The sequence below is a fragment of the Nocardia sp. IFM 10818 genome, from assembly GCF_054655275.1.
In genome coordinates, this window is sequence record NZ_BAAHJH010000001.1 from 2,841,403 (window position 1) to 2,864,077 (window position 22,675).

Here is a 22,675-nt window from a genome sequence, read left to right on the forward strand (position 1 = left end):
GTGGCTTCACCCAACGAGAAATGAGGACGATCATGTCCACACGCCGATTCCGCATGCGCGGATTCGCCCGCGTCACCGCCGCGATCTGCGCGGCCGCCGTCGGCATGTCCGGCATCGCGGCCTGCGGAAATGGCTCCAGCACCGGCGATTCACCGGTGTCGGCGGCCGATTCCGCCAGCTTCCCGCGCACCCTCGACACCGTCATGGGCCAGGTGACCATTCCCAAGGCGCCGCAGCGGGTGGTCGTGCTCGATACCGCGGAACTGGATTCGACCACGCTGCTGGGCATCAAGCCGGTCGGCGCGGTGGTTCCGCACACCAAGACCAAGGGCGGCTTCCCGGACTACCTGGCCGACAAGCTCGGCGACGTCACCGATGTGGGCCCGCTGCTGGAGCCGAATCTGGAGCGCATCGCCTCGCTGCAGCCGGATCTCATCCTGTCCTCGAAGGTCCGCCACGAGAAGATCTACGACAAGCTCTCCGGCATCGCGCCCACCGTCTTCACCGAAACCACCGGCGGCCCTTGGAAAGCCAATCTCGCCGTGCACGGTAAGGCGCTCGGGCTGGACCAGCAGGCCGCCGACGCGCTGCGCGCCTACGAGGCCCGCGCCCACGCGCTGGGCGAGGCCATCAAGACCAAGAACAACGGCGCCCTGCCCACCGTCTCGGTGATCCGCTTCCTGGCCGGCCCGACCCGCCTGTACCAGAGCAACTCCTTCAGCGGCGTGGTGCTCGCCGATATCGGCCTGCCGCGCCCGGCCTCGCAGATCTCCAATGACCCCAAGAAGATCATGACCGAGGTCAGCGCGGAGCAGATCGATCAGGCCGACGCCGACATCATCTTCGTCGCCACCATCGACGATCCGGGCAAGACCGAGAAGAACGCCGTCACCACCAGCCCGGTCTGGAAGGACCTGCGCGCGGTGAAGGGCAATGGCGTGGTCGAGATTCCGGACGAGACCTGGATGTCGGGCATCGGCGTGCAGGCCGCCGGCCAGATGCTGGCCGATGTGGCCGAGGCGACCGGCGTGGAGCTGCCGAAGTCCTAGCCGGACACCGTCAGTCGGACACCTTGATGACGAGCTTGCCGAGATTCTTCCCGGTGAGCAGTCCGCGGAAGGCGTCGACGGCCTGATCCAGGCCGTCGACGACATCCTCGAGATAGGTCAGGCGGCCGTCGGCCAGCCAGCGCGCGGCGTCGGGATAGAACTCGCCTGCCTGATCGAGGAATTCGGTCTGGATGAACCCGCGAATGGTGAGGCTCTTGCGCAACACGAGGCCCATGAGCATGCCCAGGCGGTCCGGGCCGGGGGGAAGTTCGGTGGCGTTGTAGCCGGAGATCAAGCCGCACACCGGGATTCGCGCGAACTTGTTGAGGCGGGGGAGCACGGCGTCGAGCACCGCCCCGCCCACATTCTCGAAGTAGACGTCGATGCCGTCGGGCGTCGCGGCCGCCAGCTGATCGACGAAGTCGGGGGCCTTGTGGTCGACGGCGGCGTCGAAACCGAACTTCTCGCGAAGCAGTGCCACCTTCTGCGGCCCGCCCGCGATGCCGACCGCCCGGGCGCCCTTGATCCTGGCGATCTGGCCGACCGTCGCGCCGACCGGTCCGGTGGCGGCCGCGACGACCACGGTTTCGCCGGGTTCGGGCCGCCCGATGGTGAGCAGGCCGGAGTAGGCCGTGAAGCCCGGCATGCCGAGCACGCCGAGTGCGGTGCTGAGTGGCGCGGCCGACAGATCCAGCTTGCGCAGGTATCGGGCCTTTTCCACCGAATGGGTCTGCCAGCCGCCGTACCCGAGCACGTAATCGCCGGGTCGCAGTGCGGGTTCCTGGGATTCGAGCACCCGCGAAACCGTCGCGCCGCACATGGTCTCGTCGATCTCGACCGGGGGCGCATAGGACGGGGCATCGCTCATCCGCCCGCGCATATAGGGATCCAGCGACAGATAGAGCGTCTGGAGCAGCGCCTCACCGGGCTGCGGTGGCGGCAGTTCCACCGTTTCGGTGCGGAAGTTCTCCTGCTCCGGCATGCCGGTCGGGCGGGAGGCCAGGACGATCCGGGTGCTCTTCATCGGCGGTACGACCTTTCGATGGGCGACCGCCCCATTCTCGACCAGTGCCCGGCCCGGATTGCCGGGTTTCACAGGGCGTGTCCCGGTCAGCGGTGTTGCGGTAGTCCGCCCCGCCAGATGTCGAAGCTGGCCATGATGTGGCTGCGGACCGTGCTCCACTCCGGGACGAGCCGGGAGGCCGCGGGTACCGAGGTGGTGAGCAGGACGCCGGCGACGGTGATGAGTGTGATGCGCATCCAATCCCGGGCGCCCGGCCGGTCGGCCAGCTCGCCGAGCACCTGGCGCGCCACCGAGAACACGGTGGTTTCGATATGGGCGACGAGATCGGCTACGGTGCTGGCCATATCCGGATCGGTGCGCGCGGCGGTCAGGAATTCGAATCCCACGCTGATCGGAGCCGCCTGCGCCAGCGCCCACAGCGAGTCGACCAGTTCGGCGACCTGCTCGCGTTCGGATCCCGTTATCCCGGAATGGGTTTCGACCACCGCCCGGGCGGTCTGATCGGCCAGCCGCCGGATGGCCGCGTCCAGCAGGGCGGCGCGGGTCGGGTAATAGTGCTGCACCGCACCCTGACTCAGCCCCGCGAGCTCGGCGACGCCGCGGGTCGAGGTGGCCGCGTGGCCGTGTTCGACGAGGCTGGCCACGGTGGCGTCGAGGATCGCGATGCGCGTGTCCTCCCGCTGGTCGGCCCGGCTGCGTTTGGCTTTTCCCGTTGAGACCGGCACGCCGCCCACGATACCGGTCCGGATACGAACAAGTCACATGACTTGTGAAGTCTCACGACTGGTCAATACGCTTGCTGGACAGCCGAAATAGAAGAATCAAGGCGAAGGGGGTTCGGGGGCAACGCCCCGAGAGCCCCCCGAGAGTTGGGGTAACCCATGGCGAAGCAGGATGTCCGCATCTGGCGGCGCGGCCCCGCGCCCACGCCCGCGGGACTCGATGACAATCACGACTACGGATACTTCGGTCCGGGATCACAGGTGTGGCGGGTGCTGTTGCATCCGGTGGCCGCCACCTTCATCGGGCAGGTGACGGCGCTGCTCGAGCTGACCCACATTCCCCTGCAAGCCGTCCTCGTCGACCACGATCCGCTGGCGGTCCAGGGGCGCGCCCAGCGCCGGATGAGCCCGATCACGGCGGTGCGCCGGGCGCAGCGCACGGTGGGCGTCCCGGTCCCGATCATCTTGGGCGACAAGGCGACCGCCGATCGGGTGGCCGCGCACCTGCGGCGCTACCACCGGTCCATGACCGGAACCATCCCCGGCACCGGTGAGCAGTATTCGGCGCAGAGCGAGGAACTCGTCCTGTTCGCGCATGTGACGATCCTGCAGGCGGCGCTGCTGGTGTACGAGAACCTCGCCTTCGAGGGCCTGCGCCCGCCGCATCGCCTCCCGCCCGCCGAACGCGACCAATTCTGGCTGGAAGCAAAGCAATTCGGCATTCTGATGGGCGCGCGGCCGGAACAGATCCCCACCACTTGCGCCGAGGTGGCGGAGTACTACGCGGGCATCGCCCATCGTTTCGGAGTGATCGAAAGCTTCGGGCCGGACCTCGTGGTCGCCCCGATCGTGGCCATGCTGCGCGGCTTCGCACCCGCTCAGCTGTGTGAGCTCGCTCCGATCCTGTTGACCGCCTTGATCTTTCCGCAGCTGGTGGCCGTCGTTCCCCGGCCCGCCCGCCGCAATCTCGGTGTCCCCGCCGTGGCCGACCCGCTATTGACGCTGTCGCTGTGGTTGACGCGACCGGCCATGCTGGCCTTCGCCTTCCGTCCCTTCGCCGATGCCATGAACCGGTACTTCGGTGGCCCGGATGCCATGCGCTTGGCCGCCCACGCTCGGGAACTGCAAGCGCGGGTCGCGTAATCCGAACCGGGGCGGCATGATTCGCCGTCCCGGTTCGAATGCGTCAGCCGCGTGCGGCCGTGCGCCGAGCCGGGCGCGACCGCGCGGCGGGCTGCGGGAGCAACTTCTGCAAACCCTTGCGCAGATGCTCGCGCGCCGTGTCCGTCTCCAGTTCGCCGCACAGCCAGCGGGAGGACAGGCCCTCGGTCAGCGCGGTGGCGATGAGCCCGGCCTCGTCCGGGTCGACCTCGTCGGCCACCTCGCCGACCGCCTGCGCCAAGCGGATGGTGTCGGCGATCTCCTGATTCCAGCGTCGCGCGGTGCGGGCCAGCGGATCCCGCAGGGCCGGTTCGTAGACGGCGCAGGCGCGCAATTCGTTCCAGGCCAGGGAGATCTCGCGGACCTCGGGATTCTCCTGGATCTCGCCGAGCATCTGGCTGATGAGCCGCTCGCGCGCGGACTCGGAGTGATCGGAGGCGGTGCGGTAGGCGCGGGCCCGGTCGTTGATATAGGTCAGCGCCGCGGCGAGCAGTCCGTCGCGATCCTTGAAGTGGTAGTACAGCAGTCCGGGTGACACCCCGGCCACCTCGGCCACATCGCTGACCCGCAGGCCGCGCACCCCTCGCTCGGCGATCGCTGTGGCGCTGGCCTGCAGGATCGCTTCCCGCCGGCTCGTCATGCCACTACTCCTCGTCCGTTCGCAAAGCTGCGGTCATGCTAACGCAGCGGGTTGCTGCTGGGTGATGCAGTGGATGCCGCCGCCGCGCGCGAAGATCTCCCGGGCGTCGACCGAGACCACCCGGCGGCCCGGGTACGCCTCGGCCAGGATGTCGCGGGCCTTGGCGTCATTGGGATCGTCGAAACCGCAGCAGATGACGCCGTCGTTGACCACGAGGTGGTTGATGTAGCTGTAGTCCACCCAGCCCTCGTCATCGCGAAGCACCTGCGGCGCGGGCACTTCCACGATGTCCCAGGCGTTCCCGTGCACGTCCCGGCTCTCCCGCAGTCCCGCGATGATGTCGGCGGTCACGGCGGCGTCCGGATGCGAGGCATCGGTCTGGGTGTGCACCAGCAGCTTTCCCGGCGACGGGATGGCGGCCACGATGTCCACATGCCCGCGTGTGCCGAAACGCTCGCTGTCGCGGACCAGCCCGCGCGGCAGCCAGATCACCTGGGACACACCGAGAGTGCGCGCCAACTCGGCCTCCACCGCCGCCTTGTCCAGTCCAGGATTGCGGCCCGGATCGAGCTGCACCGTCTCGGTGACCAGCACCGTGCCCAGCCCGTCGACCTGAATGCCGCCGCCCTCGTTCACCAGCGGCGAATCGATGAGCTCCGCGCCCGCCAGACGTGCGACCGTGGCGCCGATGTGCCGATCGTGCTCCCAGCTCGCCCACTCCTGCGCGCCCCAGCCGTTGAACACCCAGTCGACCGCGCCGAGGCGGCCCTCCTCGTCCAGGACGAAGGTCGGCCCGATATCGCGCATCCAGGCATCGTCGAGGGGAGCCTCGACCACGTCGATCGACGCGGAGAGGTACTTGCGAGCGGCGTCCCGGTCGGCCGGATCGACCATCATGGTGACCGGCTCGAAGTCCAGCACCGCGTGCGCGACCGCCGACCAGGCCGTCCGGGCCGCGTGCACCGAGTCCGCGTCCTCGAAGGCGGTGGCCCCCAGCGGCGGGAAGGCCATCCAGATCCGTTCCTGCGGAGCGGTTTCCGCGGGCATCCGCCAGCTCACGAGGCCACCGCCCCGTGCGGCCGGTCGGCGTCCACCGGCGCGGTGAGCGCGGCATAGGTATCGGGCCGGCGGGTGGTGAGGAAGGGGAACAGGTCCAGCCAGTCCCCGCGCTGCGCCAGATCCAGATCGGCCACCAGCACCGCCGCCCGATCCCGCGGCGCCTGCACCAGCACCCGGCCGTACGGATCGGAGATGAACGAGGACCCGTAGAAGTTCACGCTGCCCTCATCGCCGAAACGATTGGGCACCACCATGAACGTCCCCGCGGTGATGCCGTTGCCGACAATGACGTGCTGCCACAGCCGCTGGGTGTCGAACGCCGGGAACGACGGCTCCGAGCCGATCGCCGTCGGATAGACCAGGATCTCCGCCCCGCCCAGCGAGTAGGCCCGCGCCAGCTCCGGGAACCACTGATCCCAGCAGGTCGGCAGGCCGATCGCGGCGCCGTCGAGCGCGTCCGGGCGATACACCGGGTAGGCGTCCTCGGCCGGCCCCTGCCGGAAGTAGGTGTCCTCGTAGTAGCCGTCGCTGATCGGAATGTGCAGCTTGCGGGTGCGCCCGAGCAGTTCGCCCTCCGGCGAGACCAGGATGGCGGTATTGAATCCGAGACCGTCCCCGGCCTCCGCCCGCTCGTAGAGCGAGGCGTGCACCAGCACCCCGTGCTCGCGCGCCGCCGCGGCGGCGAACCGGAAGGTCGGCCCGGTCAGCAGGTCCTCGGCGGTCGCGCCGGGATTCTCCGCGGCCCGCACATCGGCCGGGTACCGCGACAGCGTCAGCTCCGGCAGGAATACCGCGCGAGCCCCCTGCGCCGCCGCCAGCCCGATGCCCTCGCTGAGCTGAGCCCGCAGCGCCTCGGCGTCGGGCAGCCATTGATGCTGCACCAGCCCGACCCGCAGCGGCGCGCGATCGGGCTCGCTCGCCCGCGCGAACGACGGCGGCGGGGTGAGCGCGGTGGCGAGTACGAATTCCGGCTTGACCATGGGGCTTCATGCCTCCCGTGTGGGGGTGTGGGTACGCAGCCACCATAGAAACTGAAAGTTCAGTCAGTCAAGTAGCAGCTTTCCGAAGGCATGAGTCGGTTGTTTCGAGTAAAAACTGAAATCCTAGTCAGACAATGACCGGGTAGCTCGGGATCTACTGCCGCAGCGCGCTGCCCGCCACCCACTGGTCCCACGGCACGCCCCAATCCCCGTTCTGCCACACCTCGAGCGGATCGCCGCCGGTATTGCGGACCTCCACCACATCGCCGATCATCGAGAACTCGTAGAACCACGCGGCATTGTCGCTGCTCAGATTGAGGCAGCCGTGCGAGACGTCGGTGGACCCCTGCGCCCAGACGGTGGAGTCCAGCGCGTGCAGGTAGATGCCGTCGGTGCTGATGCGGGTCGCCCAGTAGATCTTCTCCTTGTACCCGAGGCGCGAATTCGACGGCAGGCCATAGGTGGAGGAGTCCATGATGACCGGGCTGGCCTTGCCGAGGACGGTGTAGACGCCGGGCTGGGTCCAGAACGAAATGGTGCGTCCCCCAACGGTTGTGCTGCCGCCCATCCCCATGGAGGTGGGCATGGTGCGCACCAGGTTCCCGTTCTCGTAGACCTCGATCCGGTGGGTGTTGTCATCGGCGATGGACACATGCGACGGTCCGATGACGAAGCTGGTCCGGGCGTCCTCCTGCCCGAACAGTCCGGGCCCGAGCTCGGCGCCGTAGACGTCGGCCGCGACCGTCACCCGGGTGCCCGGTGCGTAGTACTCGCGCGGCCGCCAGTGCACATTGCGGTTGTCGAGCCAGTGCCAGGAGCCGGTCACCGAGGGAACCGTGGTGACGTGCAGGCGTTTCTCGGCGGCCGCGCGGTCGGGGATGTCCTCGTCGAAATGCGCGACGATCACCGTCCCGACGCCGTAGGTGCCGCCGTCCTGCAGCGGATCCGCGCCGGTGTTGCGCAGCGTCACCTTGGTCTGATTGTCCGGAGTCAGCGTCGAGAAGGTGGAGGTGATCGGCCCGGTCGGCCCGGTGACCGCGAGACCTTCGGCGGTGAGGGTGTAGCTGCGGCCGTAACCGAGTTGCTCGCTGGGTCTCCAGGTGGTCTGGTCGGGGGTCAGCGTGCCGTCGATGATCCGGCCCTCGTCATTGGTGAGGGTGACCCTGGTGAGAATGCCGCTGCTGGTGCTGACCGACACCGGTGCGGCCGGGTCGACCCGCTGTGCGCCGGGCGGCGGCAGCACGGTGATGAGCGGCGGTGGCGGTGGGACGATCTCGGGTGTCCCGCTCGTCGTCGAGGGCGACGAGCAGGCGGTATTCACGAAGATCAGCGCCCCGAGCACTCCGGTGGCGGCGGTGGATCGAAACCGGCGGGGTGGCATGAGCGCTCCCTTCCGTATTCGCCGTGCACCGCACTGCAGCACAGCTCTTGTTACGGCTCAGGCTAGTAGATCGTGCCGGATTTCCGCTGATACGCGCCGTGCTCACCGGGCCGGGCGGAGCAGATTGCCGCGCAGTACACCGTGGGCGGTGCGCACCGCGACCACCGACCAGGCGGCCACCAGCAGGGCGTAGAGCGCCACGGCGACGACGGCGAACAGATCGGCTCCGGTGTGGGCGAACAGCACGGTGCTGCCGGTGACGCAGGTGCCCAGCGGGAAGGTGAAGCCCCACCAGGTCATATTGAAGGGCATGGACTTGCGGGCGTGGGCGGTCACCGCGATGGCGAGGGCCAGCCACAGCATGGCGAAACCCCAAGTGGGAACGCCGAACAGCAGGGCGAACTCGTCCAGGCCGCGGGCATCCTGAGCGGGCAGGGCCAGCGGGGCCACATGGGCGAGCTGCCCGGCGGCGGTGACCGACTGGCCGAGCGGGCCCAGCACCAGCCACACGGTGGCGACCATGCCGGCCGGGGGCAGGCCGTGGTGCAGCAGCCGCGACCAGATCAGGGTGATGGTGACGACGGCGGCGATCAGGGTCAGGCCGAACATGGCGAGGCAGGCGAACAGCAGGGTCAGCCGGGCCTGGCCGGCGGGAGCGTAGGGCACCAGCAGCGCGCCGGTGGCGGCCGACACCATGGGCGGCACGACCGGCATGAGCCAGCCGCCGAAGGCGGAATCGGCATCGAAGTTGTGCCGGGTGATCATGCGGTAGGGAATGGCGGCGGCGGTCATGAGCCCGAGCGCGGTACCGGCCGACCACAGCACCCAGTCGATGGTCAGCGCGGCGGACGGCCCGATCACCTCGCTCCCCAGGGTGAGGGTGCCCGCGCCCACGGTCAGCAGCGCCATCGGCAGTGCGCCGTAGAACTGCATCATGACCGGGTTGGCGCCGTGCGAGCGGGCGGCGTCGGGATGGCGGCGCCACAGCGCGACCCAGGCCCCGGCCAGCACGATCAGCAGCAGCGCGGCCAGGCCCCACACCACGGTGGCGGCGGCGCGCAGGCCCGGGAACTGCAGCGGCAGGGTGGCGGCGGCATTGGCCACGATGCCGGTGCCCATGACGACGGCGAACCAGTTCGGCCCCAGCTGCCGCAGCGAATTGGCGGGTTCCCGGGCCGATTCGGCGGTCTGCCGCGGCGCGGACGCTGCGCGCTTCGCGACGGGTGCGGTGGTGTCGGCGCTGCGGCGGAGGGTCACTGTGGTCATGCATCCAGCATCGGCCGCGGCGGATCCGCCGGGTAGCGGCCGGAAATCGATGGATGCATAGAACGAATCTATGCCCCCGCCGCGCCTGCGCTCAGTTGCCCGCGGGCGGTGCGGCGGCGCGCAGGATCTCGAGGAAGGCGCGCATCCACTGCGGATGGTCGGGCCAGGCGCGGCCGGTGACCAGATTGCCGTCCACCTGTGCGGCGCTGTCCACCCAGCGCGCCCCGGCGGCGGTCATATCGGGTTCCAGCGCCGGATAACTGCTGGTGGTTCGATTCCCGAGCACCCCCGCGGCGGCCAGGATGAGCGGGCCGTGGCACAGCGCGGCAATGGGTTTGCCCGCATCGGCGAAGTGCTGCACGATCATTCGGCAGTCCTTGCTGCCGCGCAGATATTCGGGCGCGCGCCCGCCGGGCAGGACCAGCGCCGCGTAGGCGCCGGGATCGACCTCGTCGAAGGCCAGATCCGCGGGCCAGGTATGGCCGGGTTTCTCGGTGTAGGTATCGAATCCGGGCACGAAATCGTGCACCACGAACTGGAGTTGCTTGCGGGCGGGGGCTGCCACGTCGACCTCGTAACCCTCTTCCAGCAGCCGCTGGTAGGGGTACATCACCTCGAGGTCCTCGGCGGCATCCCCGGTAATCAGAAGTACCTTCGGCATGACGCCACCTCCACTTCGCATGGTAGCCGGGACCGTTGTGGCGGCAGGGGCTTTCGCGCAGTGGCCGGAAATGCCACGGTGTGCTCGAAGTTATCTGAGAACGCCGATGTTCTCCATGAAGCCGGAGTGTGTGCGAGACTACATCGCAGGGGAAACACGATTGGTGCAGGTAGATGGCGGACGAGGACTTCGGGGAGAAGTCGGGGCGGGTGAGCGTTGAGCGGGGATGAGCGGCTGGCACGGGTGATTCCGTTTCCCGCGGGGAGGACATCGCCGCCGCGCCGCTGGACCGGGCCGGGTGGTCCGAGCAGGACCATGCCGACCACACCGGTGGTGCGCGACGTCAAGTTGATCGGTTTGCCCGTCGCCTATCTGGGCCGGCGGGTGAGCGGCCGGGGCCGCCGGCTGCTGGGCCGGTCCGCGGAGGACGTCGAGCAGGACATCCAGCAGCGCACGGCCCGGCACTTTTTCGAGGTGCTGGGCGAGCTGAAGGGCTGCGCGGCCAAACTCGGGCAGGTGGCGGCCATCTATCGGGCGGCGCTGCCCCGGGAGCTCCTTCCCGCCGGTCTGGCCGGTCCGGTCGGCGCGGAGCTGGGCCGGTTGCAGGACTCCGCACCACCCATGCCGGCCGAGGTGGTGCGCGAGGTCATGGCCGCGAACCTCGGGCCGGACTGGCTCGCCGAATTCCGCAGCTTCGACGAGGAGCCCGCGGCGGCCGCCTCACTGGGGCAGGTGCATCGGGCGGTCTGGCACGACGGCCGCACCGTCGCGGTCAAGATGATGTATCCCGGCGCGCGCGAGGCGGTCGCCTCGGATCTGCGGCAGCTGCGCCGGTTGTCGGGATTGTTCGGCGCGCTGTTCGCGGGCGCGGATGTGCAGGCCGTCATCGAGATGCTGTGCGCCAATATCCACGATGAGCTGAACTACCACCGCGAGGGCATGTTCCAGTCCTGGTTCGCCCGTGCCTTCGCCGATGACGCCGAATTCGTGGTGCCCAGGGTCGTGCTGCACAGCGAGGACGTGCTGATCTCCGATTGGCTCGAGGGCGTGCCGGTGAGCCGGGTGATCGAATCCGGCGATATCGCCGAGCGCAATAGGGTGGCCTTCCAGATCCTGCGCTTCGGCCGGGCCGCGCACGAGCGGTGCGGGGCGTTCATGGGCGATGTGCATCCCGGCAATTTCCTGGTGCTCACCGACGGGCGGCTCGGGGCGGTGGATTTCGGTGCGGCCGCGGAGTATCCGCCGCAGCTGCGCGCCATGGTGGCCGATATCGGCGACGCCCTCTACAACGGCACGCCCGCGGAGGTGGAGGAGGTGCTGCGCCGGTACCGATTCATCCGCAACGGTCAGGAGTTCGATGCCGAGGAGCTGGTGCGCGTCGCCACGCCGTTCCTCGACATCCTGTTGCGGCCGGAGCTGCGGTTGTCCGATGACTGGCTGCGGGAACAGGTTTCGGCCATTGCCGAGATCAGGTTGTCGAATGTCTTCCGGCAGATGACGCTCCCGCCGGAGCTCACGGTGACGGGGCGCGCCGTGCTCACCGGGTTCGGCATGCTGTGCCAGCTGGGCACCCGGGATTCCATTCGGGACGAATTCCTGGCCTGGTGGCCGGGATTGGCGGAGGCGGTCCGCCGCCACGAGGCGCGCCGCGGCGGAACGCCGGTCGCGACGCTGCCCGTCAGCCCCGAACGCTGAGCCGGCGCGCACGCAGCAGTTCGGTGAACTCCTCGCGGGTGAACGCCTCCGGAACCGCCTCGGCGTCCGCGCCGGTCCAGGTGGTTCGCAGCGCTCCGGGCACGGTGCTGAAACTGTAGTGCCGGAAGGGGAAATGTTTGTTCCCCCACCACATCTCGAGATGGGTGCTGGGCCGGATCGGGGCCGGGTCGCCCTGGTAGTTGACGTAGTAGGTGTTGGACCCCGCGCAGGCGTCCGACAGCCACATGGTCTGTGAGCCGCGCCGGAGGCATTTGCGGAAGTAGGCGTCGTGCGGTTCCTGCCTGACCTCCACGGCGGTGGCGCCGCGGCGGCGGGCCTCGCCGATGGCGCGGGCGGCGTGCCGGGCCGTGCACTCGATCATGGCGATATAGGAACCGGCCGCGAAACCGTAAGGGCCCGTGATGAGGAACAGATTCGGGAACTTCGGCACGCTCACGCCCTGATAGGCCTGATACCGGTTGCGATGCCAGAACTCGCCCAGATCCAGCCCGTCCCGGCCGCGCAGCGGATACGGCGGCGCGTAGCCCTTCTCCATGACGCGGAATCCGGTGGCGCACACCAGCACATCCAGATCGTGGTGACGGCCGTCGGCGGTGACCACGCCGGTGCCGGTCACCTTGTCGATGGCCTCGGTGACGAGCTCGACGTGCGGGCGGGTGAAGGTGCGCAGATAGCGATTGGACACCGAGGGCCGCTTGCAGCCGGGCGCGTAGTCGGGGGTCAGCCGCCGGGCCAGCTCGCCGTGCCCGGGCAGCCAGGCCCGGTACATGAGCCCGCCGCCGACCTGCGCCAGCTTCACCAGGCCGGGAATCCGACTGTGGAACACGCCGACTCCGGAGATGCCGAAGTCGATGCCGAGCGTGACCGCCGCCCGCACGGCCCGGCGCAGCGGTCCCACATTGACCAGGACATCCTTGGCCAGCGCGGGAATCGGGAAGTCCGGTTTGGGGGCGACCCAGATGGGCCGGCGCTGGAACACGGTCAAATGTGCTGCCACATCCGCTATTTCGGGAATCAGCTGCAGCGCGGTCGCTCCGGTGCCGATGATGGCGATCCGTTTGCCGGTGTAGTCGTAGTCGTGATCCCAGCGCGCGGTGTGCACGATCTTGCCGGTGAAATCGCCGATGCCCTCGAACTCCGGGAGTTTCGGGATCTCCAGCCCGCCCACCGCGCCGACCACGAAACGGGCGGTGACCTCCTGGCCGGTGTCGAGCGTGCCCCGCCACAGATGGTTCGCCTCGTCCCACCGACCGGCGACGACCTTGGTGTTCAACAGGATTCGCGGCCGCAGCCCGTAGGAGTCGACCACCTGGTCGGCGTAGGCCTTCACCTCCGCACCCGGGGCGAACATGCGCGACCACCGTTTGGGCGGTTCATAGGAGAAGCTGTAGTAGATCGACGGAATATCCACCGCCACACCGGGATAGGTATTGGCCTGCCAAGTGCCGCCGATATCGTCGTTCTTGTCGACGATCAGGAAATTGTGTATCCCGGCCTTGCGCAGTTCCACGCCCATGCCGATACCGCCGAACCCGGCGCCGATGACGACGACCTCGAAATCGGGTCGTTCGGGGGTGTGCCGCAGGGGAGTGGGCTGCTGCGCCTCGAGTGCTGTCGACACGGGTCACCTCCGTTGGTGCTGTTCCCCTCGACGGTAGCACTGTCCCAGACAGATGACCAGGCTCAGCTCACGATCGAGAACCGCCGCGCCGCCGGCGTGGCGCGCAGCTGCCGGGCGAGATGCAGATCGGTCGGGTTTGCGCGCCGGTTGTCGAATCGCTCGAAGACCGCCGCCAGCTCCGGTGACCAGCGTGCGAATTCGGCTCGGATCGGTCCCTCGGTGCCGAGCTGACAGGCCACCCCGACCGCGGTCAGAATGGCTCGGGCGAAGGGCGTGAAATCCGCGTCCATGGTCAGCTGGCGATTCGCATTGCTCAGGGTCGGATCCATGAAGCGGCGCACCTGGCGGCGCATCCAGTCGTTGGTCAGCCGGAAGGTCGGCGTCGCGAGCGGTTCGAACACCATGGTCAGGGCCTCGCCGATGGTCTGCACATCGAAGACCCGGTCGCGCTCCACGAAGCCGTGATTGCGCATGGCCAGATCGAGTTCGGCGGGGCCGCCGTTGAACACGGCATCGGTGATGTCGTGCACCAGATCGGTGAAGCCCTCGATGGGCCACGGCGTGCAGGCGCCGAAATCGACCACGCCGAGCCGGCCGTCGGGCAGCACCCGGAAATTGCCGGGATGTGGATCGCAGTACAGCAGTCCGGTGCGCACCCACGACGAGAGCAGGAAACGCAGGATGAGCATGCCGACGCGGCTGCGCTCCTCGGGCGCGCCGGATTCGATGATGCGCGAAACCGGTGTGCCGGCCAGCCATTCGGTGACGATCACATCGCCGCGCTGGGTGATCACGCCGGGGACCGCGAAATCCGGATCGTCGGCGAAGACCTCGGCGAAGCGGCGCTGATGGTCGGCCTCGGCGGCGTAGTCGAGCTCGTCGCGCACACAGGAGCAGATGGCCTCGGTAACGGCCTTGACATCCGCGCCGGGCAGGAAAACCGTGGCCAGCACCGAGATTCGCCGCAGCTGATCCAGATCGGTGAGCACCGCCGCGCGGGCGCCGGGGTACATCACCTTCACCGCGACCGGGCGGCCGTCCTTCCACACCGCGCGGTGGACCTGCCCGATGGAGGCGGCCGCGGCGCGCCGGTCGTCGAATTCCTTGAAGTACCAGCGCCAGCTCTCGCCCAGCCCGGCCGCCATGGCCGTGTGCACGGTGCCCGGCAGCATGATCGGCGCGGAATCCTGCAGTTGCACCAGCGCCGCGCGATAGGGCTCGGCAATGCTGGGCGGTAGCGCGAGTTCGTAGATGGACAGCAACTGACCGAGTTTGGTCGCGCAGCCCTTGAGTTCGCCGAGCACCTCGAAGATGTGCTGGGCGGTCCGCACCTGGATATCCAGGTTGATCTCGGCGGCCGAGCGGCCCAGCGCCCGCTTGCCGACGCCCGCGGCCTGCCGGCCGGCGAAGGCCACCGGCAGGGTGGCGAGTTTGGCGCCGCGCACCAGCTTGCGCCGCGGCGGCGTCCCGGCCGCACTGCCTGGCGGATTGCTCCCCGAAAGTCCCTCGGCGCCCCGCAATCGGCCGCCGATCCGTCGTCCAGACATTGCTCACCTCGTCGTGTCCGCGGCCCACAGGGGGTGCGCACGTGCAGTTTGGCACACGACAGCCTAAACTGTCTGGGACGTATTCGAAAGTTGTCGAAAGGTGACAGGATGGGAGCCCAGACGGTCGTCGCCGACGTCGCGGACGAGCTGGCTCGCCGCGTCGTGACCGGGACCTACGAACCCGGCGATCTGATGCCGTCCGTCCGCCAGGTCGCCGAGGAATTCGAGATGAATCGCGCCACCGCGCAGCTGGTGCTGGGGCGGCTGGAGTCCTACGGATTCGTGGACGCCCATCGCGGGCGCGGATTCACGGTGCGCGATGTCCGCCGCGACGGCGGGGTGGACGTGTACCGCCGGCTGTTCCGATTGTCGCCGCCCGATATCGCCGTCGAGATGTTCCGCGATGTGATCGAGACCGAACGCGCCATCGTGCTGGACGCGCTGCTCGCCTACACCGAGAGCGAGCGGCGAATTGCCCCCGCGCGGCTGGCCGCCCGGATCGACGAGCTCGAAACGCTGGCTCGCGCTGCCGAACCCGATCCGCGCGCCCTGCTGGCCATCGAGGCGGACCTGGTGCGCGGGCTGCTCGGCGAGCTCGGGCACAGCATGCAGCGGGCGGTGCTGAATTCGCTGGCCGAGTTGCTGTTCGAGGTGCCGCAGGCGGTCGAGGCGTACTTCGCGGCCTCGGCGGATCTGCACGTGCTGGTGTGGCGGGCGCTGCTGGCGGTGTGGGAATCCGAGGCCGGTCCCTCCGAGGCGCAGCTGGCCCTGTTCGAGGATCTGTTCGCCATGTACCACGAGAAGGTGCTGGCGCGGTTCGAGGAGCTGGTGCGGGGCAGGGCGAATCCGGGGGTGCGGCACGCGGTCGGCGCGTGACGTAATCCGCTGCGCCCACAGCGATTCGATGCACGCGCAGAGCGTGCCGCCTCGGATCCGCTACCGCGTCGGCGCGGTGTTCAGGGCGCGACGACGGCGGCGGCCGCGCACAGCGCCGTGATGACGGCGATGGCCAGCACCGCCACTATCAGCAGGTTTCCGCGGGTCGGCGGTTCGGCTCCCGGCTGCGGGTTCGGTTGCTCGGCCATGGTGCTCATCTCCTGAGGGGAATCGGCGGGGGCGCCGGTTCGTCGTCGTATTCCGGTGGCTCCCAATATGTTTGCAGACCGCGCCGATGCGGCATGATCTCGGCCGCCTCACGCGCGACGCCGAGCACGGCGGGATGGTCGATGGCGAACCGCAGCACCCGCTCCACCTCGGGGCCGGTGGTGAGCCGCATGACCTTCCGCGAGATCCGCGGGAAGGCCCGCGTGAGCCGGTAGACCAGCGCCGATTCCGCGCGCAGCGGCAGCACGGCGCGATTGCGGCGAATGGCCGTCACGATCTTGTGCCCGGCCTTGTCGGGATTCATGCCCAGCAGCGTCATGCCCTTCACCGTGATCTGCCGCGTAATGGCCACCTGATCGCCGGACATGGAGGCGAAGACGGCGGTCGCGGGCAGATTGGTGGCGATGAGTCCCGGGCACACGGCCGTGACTCCGATTCGGTGCGCGGCCATTTCGGTCCGCAGCGTCTCGCTGAAATGCTTGACCGCCGCCTTGGTGAACGATTCCGGCAGGCCCATCCGGATCGGGACGAACCCGGCCATGGACGACATGTTCACCAGATGCCCGCCCGCGCCGCGCTCGACCATCTGCGCCCCGAACAGCCGGCAGCCGTGCACCACCGCCATCAGGTTCACATCCACCGCGCGCCGCAGATCCGCCGGCCGGATCTCGAAAAACGGCCCCCCGACCAGGATTCCGGCATTGTTGACCACGATGTCGGGCACCCCGTGGGTGGCCCGCACGTACGCCGCGAAATCCTCCAGCGCGGGCACATCGGCCACGTCGAGCGCATAGGGAAACGCCATCCCGCCCGCCGCGCGGATGCGCGCCACGGTGTCCTGCGCCGTCGCGTAGTTGATATCGGCCACGATCACCTCGGCGCCGCGCGCCGCCAGCGCCTTGGCGGTGCCGCGGCCGATGCCGCTGCCGGCTCCGGTCACCACGGCGAGACCCGGATGGAAGGGTTTCATCGGTCTTCTGCTCCTCGGCCTGGGAATCCAGAGTGTACACTGTCTGGGACAGTGAATACCAGCCGTGCTCGCCGCGGCCGCGGGAGGATTCCATGACTGGCTTCGACAACGAGGTTGTCGTGATCACCGGCGCGGGCGGGGGTATCGGCCGCGCCACCGCCCAGCGCTTCGCGCGCAAGGGCGCCCTGGTGATCGCCGCCGACCTGGACAAGGACCGCGCCAATCAGACCGTCGAAGCCATCGAGGCCTTCGGCGGCGCCGCCGCGCCCTACGCGGTGGATGTGGCCGACGCGGCGGCCATGGAGAACTTCGCCGATGACGTCCACGCCGAATACGGCCCCCCGCGCGTGCTGGTCAACAATGCCGGCTACACCACCGCCGGCCCTTTCCTCGACCACACCCTCGACGACTGGGATCGCCTCATGGGCGTCAATGTCTGGGGCCTGATCCACGGCTCCACCTTCTTCGGCCGCCAGATGATCGCCGCCCGCCGCGGCGGGCGCATCATCAATGTCACCTCGGTCGCGGCCTTCACGCCGATTCCCATGTCCACCCCCTACTGCACCACCAAGGCGGCGGCCCAAATGCTCACCGAGGGACTGCGTCTGGAGTTCGCGGGCACCGGCGTGGGCGTCACAGCCATCTGCCCCGCCCTGGTCGACACCGGCATCTACGACGAGGGCGAGCCCGACGGCGCGGACGCGGCGGAAGCCGCCCGCACCCTCAGCGTGGCCTCCCTGGCCGCTCGCCTGGTGGCGCACAGCCCGGACAGTATCGCCCGCACCATCGTTCGCGTGGCCGCCCGCAATCCGGCCGTGGTGCCCACGCCCATCGAGGCCCGCGCGCTGTATCTGGCCACCCGCGTCTCGCCCGGCGGCGCCCGCCTGGCCGCGCGAGTCTTCCAGAGCGACAAGCTCACCGGCCTGCGCGGCCGGCTGCTGCCGCGCGGAGCGCTGCGGCGCATCGACGCCTATCTCGAGCAGAAGCTGGAGTACCCGGGCGGGGACGACCGGGCATGAGTGAGGGCCCGGCATCGGGGAGCCGGGCCCTCGGCGGCGCCGCCGGAACTGTTGCCGATCAGTATTTTCCGAACAGCACCGCGGCATTGTGGCCGCCGAAGCCGAACGAGTTGTTCAGGACGTATTCGACGGGGGTGTGCCGGGGTTTGGCGTGGACGATGTCGAGATCGATTTCGGGGTCCTGGTTTTCGAGATTGAGGGTGGGCGGGATGACCTGGTCGCGCAGGGTCAGGACGGAGATGACGGCCTCCAGCGCGCCGACCGCGCCCACCGAGTGGCCCAGGGCCGATTTGGGGGCGTAGACCGACGGATGGCTGCCGATGGCCGCGGTGATGCCCTTGGCCTCGGCCAGATCGCCCATGGAGGTGCCGGTGGCGTGGGCATTGACGTGGTCGACCTCGGCGGCGGTGACCCCGGCGGTCTCGATGGCCCGGCGCATGGCCCGCGCGCAGCCCAGGCCTTCCGGATCGGGGGCGACCAGATGGTAGCCGTCGGCGGTGAGTCCCGCGCCCAGTAGCCGGGCCAGGGGTTTCGCGCCACGGGCCAGGGCGTGCGCCTCGGATTCGACCAGCAGCAGGGCGGCGGCCTCGCCGAAGACGAACCCGTCCCGGTCGCGGTCGAACGGGCGTGAGGCGCGCTCGGGTTCGCCGACGCGGGAGCTCAGCGCGCGGGCCATCGAGAAGCCCGCGAGGGCAACGGGATTGATATAGCCCTCCACGCCGCCCGCGACGATCATGTCGGCCTCGCCGAGAATGATGGAGCGCCAGGCGTGCACCAGGGCTTCGCAGCCGGAGGCGCAGGCCGAGACCGGGGTGACCAGGCTTGCGCGCGCGCCGATTTCGAGCCCGAGCACGCCGGAGACGCCATTGGGCATGCTCATGGGCACGGCGAACGGGGACACCTTGCGGTAGCCGTGATCGCGCAGGGCGTCATTGGCGGCGACGATGGTGTCCGCGCCGCCGAGGCCGGTGCCGACGCAGACGCCGAGCCGGTCCTTGTCGACCTCGGGTGCACCGGCCGTCTCCCACAACCGTTTTCCCATGACATACGACATTTGCTGCACATAACACATGCGGCGCTTCTTGACCCGGTCGATTTCCTCGGTCGGATCGCGGACGAGCCTGCCGCCGATGGCATTCGGCAACTCCAGCCGAATCGTCTCCGCATCGGTCAGCCGGGTGATTCCGCTGGCGCCGTTCAGCAGGCCCTGCCAGGTTCCCTCGGTATCCGGTGCGAGGGACGTGGTGATCTCCACCGCCGTGATCACCACGGACCGGAAACCGCCGTTGCGAGTGGTGAAGCTGTCGAGCGTCTGCACGTTGGTCGAATCCTTACTGTTGTGTCAGTCCCACAGGCTCGAACACGGCAACGCCGGTGGATCGGGGGAGACGTCGTTGTCTATCGTCGCGTGCAGCGTGGCGGACCAATCGTCAAGCGCGGCAAGGAAATTCTGCGCTTGCGTCAGCGTAGCCCGGAAGTCGAGGACGAGCAGACCGGAATGGATGGTGGTCGTATTCACTTGTTGTTCTCCCTCGATGGTGTGACCGATCATCGGCGTGACCGTGATCGGTGACATCGACCCCGGCCGCCAGAAGGTATGCATTTCCCGTCCCCCGGGCCTTGGCCGGCCATATTGGAACGCGCCATCTGGTTCGACTGTCTGAGACGGGGTACGCTGTTTGGTGCACCCGCCTGACGGGTGCCGAAAGTATTCGGGAGGTTCGACGATGAGCCGCAGGCCGCGATGACCCCAGCGATCGCCGCCTGCGTCCGGCGGTCAAGCGCCGGATCATTCCGGTCACCGGCTCCTCCTCGGCGAGCACACCCACCCCGGGCGGGCTGACCCGGTTCTCGAAAGGCGACACCGATGAGCACCTCCACGATCCCAGATTTCCAGGTCGCCGTGATCGGCGCGGGTCCCGGTGGCATTGCCGCCGGGGTGAAACTGAAGAAGGCCGGCATCGAGGATTTCGTCATTCTCGAACGCGCGGAGGATGTGGGCGGCAGTTGGCACGAGAACCACTATCCCGGCCTCGGCGTCGACATCCCCGCTATCGCCTACCAGTACTCCTTCGCCCGGAACCCCAACTGGAGCAGGGTATTTCCGCGCGGCGCCGAAGTACAGCGCTACCACGCCGACGTGACCCGCCGCTTCGGCCTGTACCCCCACATTCGCTTCGGCACGAATGTGGAGCGCGAGGTCTGGGACGACGCCGGCCACCTGTGGCGCCTGCACACCACCACCGGTGACGTCACCACCGCCCGCTTCCTGATCAGCGCGGTAGGGGCGTTCATCCGCCCCAAGGACGACCCGGGCATCCCCGGTCTCGCCGACTACGCGGGCAAGATCCAGCGCCCGTCGGACTGGGACCACGACTACGACCACACCGGTAAACGCGTCGCCGTCATCGGCACCGGCGCCAGCTCGGTCCAAATAGTCCCCGCCATTGCCGCCGACACCGCGGAACTGGCCGTCTTCCAACGCACTCCCGTCTGGTGCGCACCCAAACCCGACTTCCCGATGCCGAAGTCCGCCCAGCGCATCCTGGCCGTTCCCGGCCTGGTCGCAGCGGGCCACGGGGTCGTCCTGGTAGGTGTGGATCTGGTCCTCCGCCTGGGCACCTCGGTCCCGCTCTGGCTGGCCAAACCCGCCATGTGGACCTTCGACAAGGCCACCATCCGCGGCTACCGCCTCTACCTCCGTGCGATCGTCCGCGACAAGGACACCGCCCGCCGCCTCGCGCCCACCCACGGCGTCATCGCCAAACGCCCCACCATGTCCACCGGCTACATCCTGGCCTTCAACCGCGACAACGTAGACCTCATCACCACCCCGATAGAGTCGTTCACCGAAAAGGGCATTCGCACCCGAGACGGCGTCGACCACGAATTCGACATGATCGTCCTGGCCACCGGCTACGAAGTCTTCTCCGACGCCGAAACCTACCGCCCCGGAACCGTAGTCGGCCGCGACGGCTTCGACCTCGGCCACTTCTACGCCACCCGCGGCCTGCAGGCCTACCAGAGCGTCTCCCTGCCCCAACTCCCCAACCGCTGGACCCTGGTGGGCCCGTACTCCTGGACCGGCACCGGCTGGCACGCCTTCATAGAAATGACCGCCGACCACGCCATCCGCGCCATTCGCGAAGCCACCCGCCGCGGCGCCACCCTCATGTCCGTCCGCCCCGAAGTCCACACCGCCTACCACCACGCCACCTACAAACGCGCCGCCGCCCTCCGCTACTACCTGGCCGACCTGAACGCCCACGTCCCCACCTACTACCGCAACGCCCAAGGCGACACCACCTACATCCGCCCCTCCGGCTTCTTCGAAGCCAGCCGGGGCAACCGTCACTTCCCGCTGGACGACTACCACTACGAGCGCCTCCACGCCGCCGCCCCCCGCCAGGCACTCGGCGCGTAATCGCGTGACCCCACACCGCCGGCGGCGTGGAGATGGTCAGATGGCGCGGCGGCGGGTCAGGTAGCCGACGGCCAGGAGGCCCACGGGGATCTGCGACCAGAAGGTCAGGAGGCGGAAGGCCAGGGCCACGGCCACCGCCAGGGCCGCGGTGACACCGGTGATCGCGGTCAGGCCGGTGATCATGGCGATTTCCTTGGTGGCCACGCCATTCGGGGACGGGATGAGCGGGGCCAGGACGATGGTGAGCAGGTAGACGACGAAGGCGTCCATGGGGGACAGCGGCACGTCGAGCGCGTGCAGGATGGCCAGGAGCGCGGCGATATTGAGGAAGGGCTGGGCGGCGGCGGAGGTCCACAGGAGGGTGGCTCGGACGGGGTGGATTGCGGTGGCGGCTATGGATTTCCAGGAGAAGTCGGCGGGGGTTCGGGTGTGCCGGTGGGTCAGCCGGTGGCGGATCAGGGCGCGCCAGCCGCCACGGCTGGTCGCGTAGCGGTGCGCGAGGCAGGCGGCGGCGAGGGTGAGACCGAGGAGGAGCAGGGCGGCTGTCGCGATGATTGCGGCGCTGCGCCCGGGGTTTTCGGCAATGGCGGTGCGGGCCGAGCCGAGGGTGGCGCCGAGACGGTTCCCGGGGAGGCGGGTACCGGCGCGGTCCATGAGGTTCGGGGTGGCGAGGACGGCAATGAGGATCAGCGGGAGGCGGACGGTGATCACGGCGGCGCCGAGCAGGATGATCGAGGAGAGGGCGGCGGCGTGGCTGAGGCCGGCTCGGCGGAGGAAGCGCAGGCGGAGCAGAAATGGCGCGGCCGGAATGAGACTGACTGCGGTGACCGCCCATTGGACGGCGAAGAGGTGGGCCGTCGGCGGGTTCACGGGCATGGATCCGCGCAGCATCCAGACCGAGGTGGGCCACATTGCCGCTGTCGCGAGCAGAGCAGGCGCGAGCCAGCGCGGGTCGGCGCCGGCGAGGCTGCCGATTCCGGCGGCCAGGGTCTCGCGCTGCCAGACCGCGACCACCACGAGGATGAGGGTGAATACCGCGGTGGGCAGCAGGCGCGAGCGAAACAGGCTGCGGAGCCGCCGAGGCGCGGCGTTCGGCGCTGGTCGCGGCTCATCGTCGATCGGGTCGGCCATCGGTGATAAGGCGGTCGCCTCGCTCGTGGATGGCGCCGCGGTTGTTTCGCCGGCGGGTGGGAAGGCGGGCATTGTCGACAGTGCGGGTGTGGCGGCGCCCGATTGTGGCTGCACCGTGGTCCTCCCTGCCTCCGTGCGCATCAGGTCCGTCCCGGGAATCTACGGAGGCGGGACATCTGTGGGTTCAATGGCGAGTGAAT

At 69.0% G+C, this 22,675-nt stretch carries 21 protein-coding genes; 6 read left to right on the forward strand and 15 right to left on the reverse strand.

Annotated elements, in window-relative coordinates:
• Positions 1 to 32 precede the first annotated feature (32 nt).
• On the forward strand, positions 33 to 1,049 hold the full coding sequence (locus ACYQ5L_RS13065) for an ABC transporter substrate-binding protein (RefSeq protein WP_459957609.1): 1,017 nt from the start codon (positions 33 to 35) through the stop codon (positions 1,047 to 1,049).
• A gap of 10 nt (positions 1,050 to 1,059) precedes the next feature.
• Here the strand turns inward: ACYQ5L_RS13065 and ACYQ5L_RS13070 are convergent, their stop codons facing one another.
• Both ACYQ5L_RS13070 and ACYQ5L_RS13075 read right to left on the reverse strand, forming a co-directional pair.
• A complete protein-coding gene (locus tag ACYQ5L_RS13070) occupies positions 1,060 to 2,073 on the reverse strand; it encodes an NADP-dependent oxidoreductase (protein WP_459957610.1) in 1,014 nt (337 codons plus the stop codon).
• An 86-nt stretch (positions 2,074 to 2,159) separates the two neighbouring features.
• Entirely contained in the window at positions 2,160 to 2,798 is a 639-nt protein-coding gene (locus ACYQ5L_RS13075; protein WP_459957611.1) for a TetR/AcrR family transcriptional regulator, read from the reverse strand.
• A 156-nt stretch (positions 2,799 to 2,954) separates the two neighbouring features.
• On the opposite strand from ACYQ5L_RS13075, the gene ACYQ5L_RS13080 reads away from it, so the two are divergent.
• Positions 2,955 to 3,938: an oxygenase MpaB family protein gene (locus ACYQ5L_RS13080; RefSeq protein WP_459957612.1), complete on the forward strand. Its 984-nt coding sequence runs from the start codon at positions 2,955 to 2,957 to the stop codon at positions 3,936 to 3,938.
• Positions 3,939 to 3,981: 43 nt separating this feature from the next.
• Here ACYQ5L_RS13080 and ACYQ5L_RS13085 read toward each other — a convergent pair whose 3' ends face one another.
• From ACYQ5L_RS13085 to ACYQ5L_RS13110, 6 genes are all read right to left on the reverse strand, one after another.
• Entirely contained in the window at positions 3,982 to 4,596 is a 615-nt protein-coding gene (locus ACYQ5L_RS13085; RefSeq protein WP_459957613.1) for a TetR/AcrR family transcriptional regulator, read from the reverse strand.
• A gap of 33 nt (positions 4,597 to 4,629) precedes the next feature.
• Positions 4,630 to 5,655, reverse strand: a complete 1,026-nt coding sequence (locus ACYQ5L_RS13090; RefSeq protein ID WP_459957614.1) for an agmatine deiminase family protein — start codon at positions 5,653 to 5,655, stop codon at positions 4,630 to 4,632.
• Positions 5,652 to 6,635 (reverse strand): nitrilase-related carbon-nitrogen hydrolase, encoded by a 984-nt coding sequence (locus ACYQ5L_RS13095; RefSeq protein WP_459957615.1) that lies wholly within the window; start codon positions 6,633 to 6,635, stop codon positions 5,652 to 5,654. Before ACYQ5L_RS13095 ends, ACYQ5L_RS13090 begins: the two co-directional genes overlap by 4 nt.
• A 154-nt stretch (positions 6,636 to 6,789) precedes the next feature.
• On the reverse strand, positions 6,790 to 8,016 hold the full coding sequence (locus ACYQ5L_RS13100) for a L,D-transpeptidase (RefSeq protein ID WP_459957616.1): 1,227 nt from the start codon (positions 8,014 to 8,016) through the stop codon (positions 6,790 to 6,792).
• A gap of 102 nt (positions 8,017 to 8,118) precedes the next feature.
• Positions 8,119 to 9,282: a TDT family transporter gene (locus ACYQ5L_RS13105; protein WP_459957617.1), complete on the reverse strand. Its 1,164-nt coding sequence runs from the start codon at positions 9,280 to 9,282 to the stop codon at positions 8,119 to 8,121.
• Positions 9,283 to 9,373: 91 nt separating this feature from the next.
• Positions 9,374 to 9,943 (reverse strand): DJ-1/PfpI family protein, encoded by a 570-nt coding sequence (locus tag ACYQ5L_RS13110; RefSeq protein WP_459957618.1) that lies wholly within the window; start codon positions 9,941 to 9,943, stop codon positions 9,374 to 9,376.
• A 315-nt stretch (positions 9,944 to 10,258) separates the two neighbouring features.
• Between ACYQ5L_RS13110 and ACYQ5L_RS13115 the strand changes: the two genes are divergently transcribed.
• On the forward strand, positions 10,259 to 11,638 hold the full coding sequence (locus ACYQ5L_RS13115; RefSeq protein WP_459957619.1) for an ABC1 kinase family protein: 1,380 nt from the start codon (positions 10,259 to 10,261) through the stop codon (positions 11,636 to 11,638).
• Here the strand turns inward: ACYQ5L_RS13115 and ACYQ5L_RS13120 are convergent.
• Together ACYQ5L_RS13120 and ACYQ5L_RS13125 are read right to left on the reverse strand one after the other, a co-directional pair.
• Positions 11,622 to 13,175: a flavin-containing monooxygenase gene (locus ACYQ5L_RS13120; RefSeq protein ID WP_459963423.1), complete on the reverse strand. Its 1,554-nt coding sequence runs from the start codon at positions 13,173 to 13,175 to the stop codon at positions 11,622 to 11,624. The two genes, ACYQ5L_RS13115 and ACYQ5L_RS13120, sit on opposite strands and share 17 nt — an antisense overlap.
• 167 nt (positions 13,176 to 13,342) lie before the next feature.
• Positions 13,343 to 14,827 (reverse strand): ABC1 kinase family protein, encoded by a 1,485-nt coding sequence (locus ACYQ5L_RS13125; protein WP_459957620.1) that lies wholly within the window; start codon positions 14,825 to 14,827, stop codon positions 13,343 to 13,345.
• 108 nt (positions 14,828 to 14,935) lie between these two features.
• Here ACYQ5L_RS13125 and ACYQ5L_RS13130 point away from each other — a divergent pair, with 108 nt between their 5' ends.
• Positions 14,936 to 15,703 carry a GntR family transcriptional regulator gene (locus ACYQ5L_RS13130; RefSeq protein WP_459957621.1) on the forward strand — a complete coding sequence of 256 codons (768 nt, stop codon included), beginning with the start codon at positions 14,936 to 14,938 and terminating at the stop codon, positions 15,701 to 15,703.
• An 80-nt stretch (positions 15,704 to 15,783) separates the two neighbouring features.
• Here ACYQ5L_RS13130 and ACYQ5L_RS13135 read toward each other — a convergent pair whose 3' ends face one another.
• Positions 15,784 to 15,912, reverse strand: a complete 129-nt coding sequence (locus tag ACYQ5L_RS13135; RefSeq protein WP_459957622.1) for a hypothetical protein — start codon at positions 15,910 to 15,912, stop codon at positions 15,784 to 15,786.
• Between the two features lie 5 nt (positions 15,913 to 15,917).
• Entirely contained in the window at positions 15,918 to 16,901 is a 984-nt protein-coding gene (locus ACYQ5L_RS13140) for an SDR family NAD(P)-dependent oxidoreductase (protein ID WP_459957623.1), read from the reverse strand.
• Between the two features lie 92 nt (positions 16,902 to 16,993).
• Between ACYQ5L_RS13140 and ACYQ5L_RS13145 the strand changes: the two genes are divergently transcribed.
• On the forward strand, positions 16,994 to 17,920 hold the full coding sequence (locus ACYQ5L_RS13145; protein ID WP_459957624.1) for an SDR family NAD(P)-dependent oxidoreductase: 927 nt from the start codon (positions 16,994 to 16,996) through the stop codon (positions 17,918 to 17,920).
• Between the two features lie 58 nt (positions 17,921 to 17,978).
• Here the strand turns inward: ACYQ5L_RS13145 and ACYQ5L_RS13150 are convergent, their stop codons facing one another.
• Positions 17,979 to 19,238: a KasA/KasB family beta-ketoacyl-ACP synthase gene (locus tag ACYQ5L_RS13150; protein ID WP_459957625.1), complete on the reverse strand. Its 1,260-nt coding sequence runs from the start codon at positions 19,236 to 19,238 to the stop codon at positions 17,979 to 17,981.
• Positions 19,239 to 19,262: 24 nt separating this feature from the next.
• Positions 19,263 to 19,523 carry a hypothetical protein gene (locus tag ACYQ5L_RS13155; RefSeq protein WP_459957626.1) on the reverse strand — a complete coding sequence of 87 codons (261 nt, stop codon included), beginning with the start codon at positions 19,521 to 19,523 and terminating at the stop codon, positions 19,263 to 19,265.
• A gap of 264 nt (positions 19,524 to 19,787) precedes the next feature.
• Here ACYQ5L_RS13155 and ACYQ5L_RS13160 point away from each other — a divergent pair, with 264 nt between their 5' ends.
• Positions 19,788 to 21,344 carry a flavin-containing monooxygenase gene (locus ACYQ5L_RS13160; protein ID WP_459957627.1) on the forward strand — a complete coding sequence of 519 codons (1,557 nt, stop codon included), beginning with the start codon at positions 19,788 to 19,790 and terminating at the stop codon, positions 21,342 to 21,344.
• A 36-nt stretch (positions 21,345 to 21,380) separates the two neighbouring features.
• Here ACYQ5L_RS13160 and ACYQ5L_RS13165 read toward each other — a convergent pair whose 3' ends face one another.
• Positions 21,381 to 22,475, reverse strand: a complete 1,095-nt coding sequence (locus tag ACYQ5L_RS13165) for a lysylphosphatidylglycerol synthase domain-containing protein (RefSeq protein ID WP_459957628.1) — start codon at positions 22,473 to 22,475, stop codon at positions 21,381 to 21,383.
• Positions 22,476 to 22,675 lie beyond the last annotated feature (200 nt).

Coding starts and splice junctions, on each gene's coding strand:
- ACYQ5L_RS13120 (WP_459963423.1), bottom strand. CDS start 13,175: ATGGGCGTGGAACTGCGCAAGGCCGGGATACACAATTTCCTGATCGTC.
- ACYQ5L_RS13165 (WP_459957628.1), bottom strand. CDS start 22,475: ATGGCCGACCCGATCGACGATGAGCCGCGACCAGCGCCGAACGCCGCG.
- ACYQ5L_RS13085 (WP_459957613.1), bottom strand. CDS start 4,596: ATGACGAGCCGGCGGGAAGCGATCCTGCAGGCCAGCGCCACAGCGATC.
- ACYQ5L_RS13095 (WP_459957615.1), bottom strand. CDS start 6,635: ATGGTCAAGCCGGAATTCGTACTCGCCACCGCGCTCACCCCGCCGCCG.
- ACYQ5L_RS13140 (WP_459957623.1), bottom strand. CDS start 16,901: ATGAAACCCTTCCATCCGGGTCTCGCCGTGGTGACCGGAGCCGGCAGC.
- ACYQ5L_RS13100 (WP_459957616.1), bottom strand. CDS start 8,016: ATGCCACCCCGCCGGTTTCGATCCACCGCCGCCACCGGAGTGCTCGGG.
- ACYQ5L_RS13080 (WP_459957612.1), top strand. CDS start 2,955: ATGGCGAAGCAGGATGTCCGCATCTGGCGGCGCGGCCCCGCGCCCACG.
- ACYQ5L_RS13160 (WP_459957627.1), top strand. CDS start 19,788: ATGAGCACCTCCACGATCCCAGATTTCCAGGTCGCCGTGATCGGCGCG.
- ACYQ5L_RS13105 (WP_459957617.1), bottom strand. CDS start 9,282: ATGACCACAGTGACCCTCCGCCGCAGCGCCGACACCACCGCACCCGTC.
- ACYQ5L_RS13065 (WP_459957609.1), top strand. CDS start 33: ATGTCCACACGCCGATTCCGCATGCGCGGATTCGCCCGCGTCACCGCC.
- ACYQ5L_RS13130 (WP_459957621.1), top strand. CDS start 14,936: ATGGGAGCCCAGACGGTCGTCGCCGACGTCGCGGACGAGCTGGCTCGC.
- ACYQ5L_RS13125 (WP_459957620.1), bottom strand. CDS start 14,827: ATGTCTGGACGACGGATCGGCGGCCGATTGCGGGGCGCCGAGGGACTT.
- ACYQ5L_RS13115 (WP_459957619.1), top strand. CDS start 10,259: ATGCCGACCACACCGGTGGTGCGCGACGTCAAGTTGATCGGTTTGCCC.
- ACYQ5L_RS13070 (WP_459957610.1), bottom strand. CDS start 2,073: ATGAAGAGCACCCGGATCGTCCTGGCCTCCCGCCCGACCGGCATGCCG.
- ACYQ5L_RS13135 (WP_459957622.1), bottom strand. CDS start 15,912: ATGGCCGAGCAACCGAACCCGCAGCCGGGAGCCGAACCGCCGACCCGC.
- ACYQ5L_RS13145 (WP_459957624.1), top strand. CDS start 16,994: ATGACTGGCTTCGACAACGAGGTTGTCGTGATCACCGGCGCGGGCGGG.
- ACYQ5L_RS13110 (WP_459957618.1), bottom strand. CDS start 9,943: ATGCCGAAGGTACTTCTGATTACCGGGGATGCCGCCGAGGACCTCGAG.
- ACYQ5L_RS13155 (WP_459957626.1), bottom strand. CDS start 19,523: ATGCATACCTTCTGGCGGCCGGGGTCGATGTCACCGATCACGGTCACG.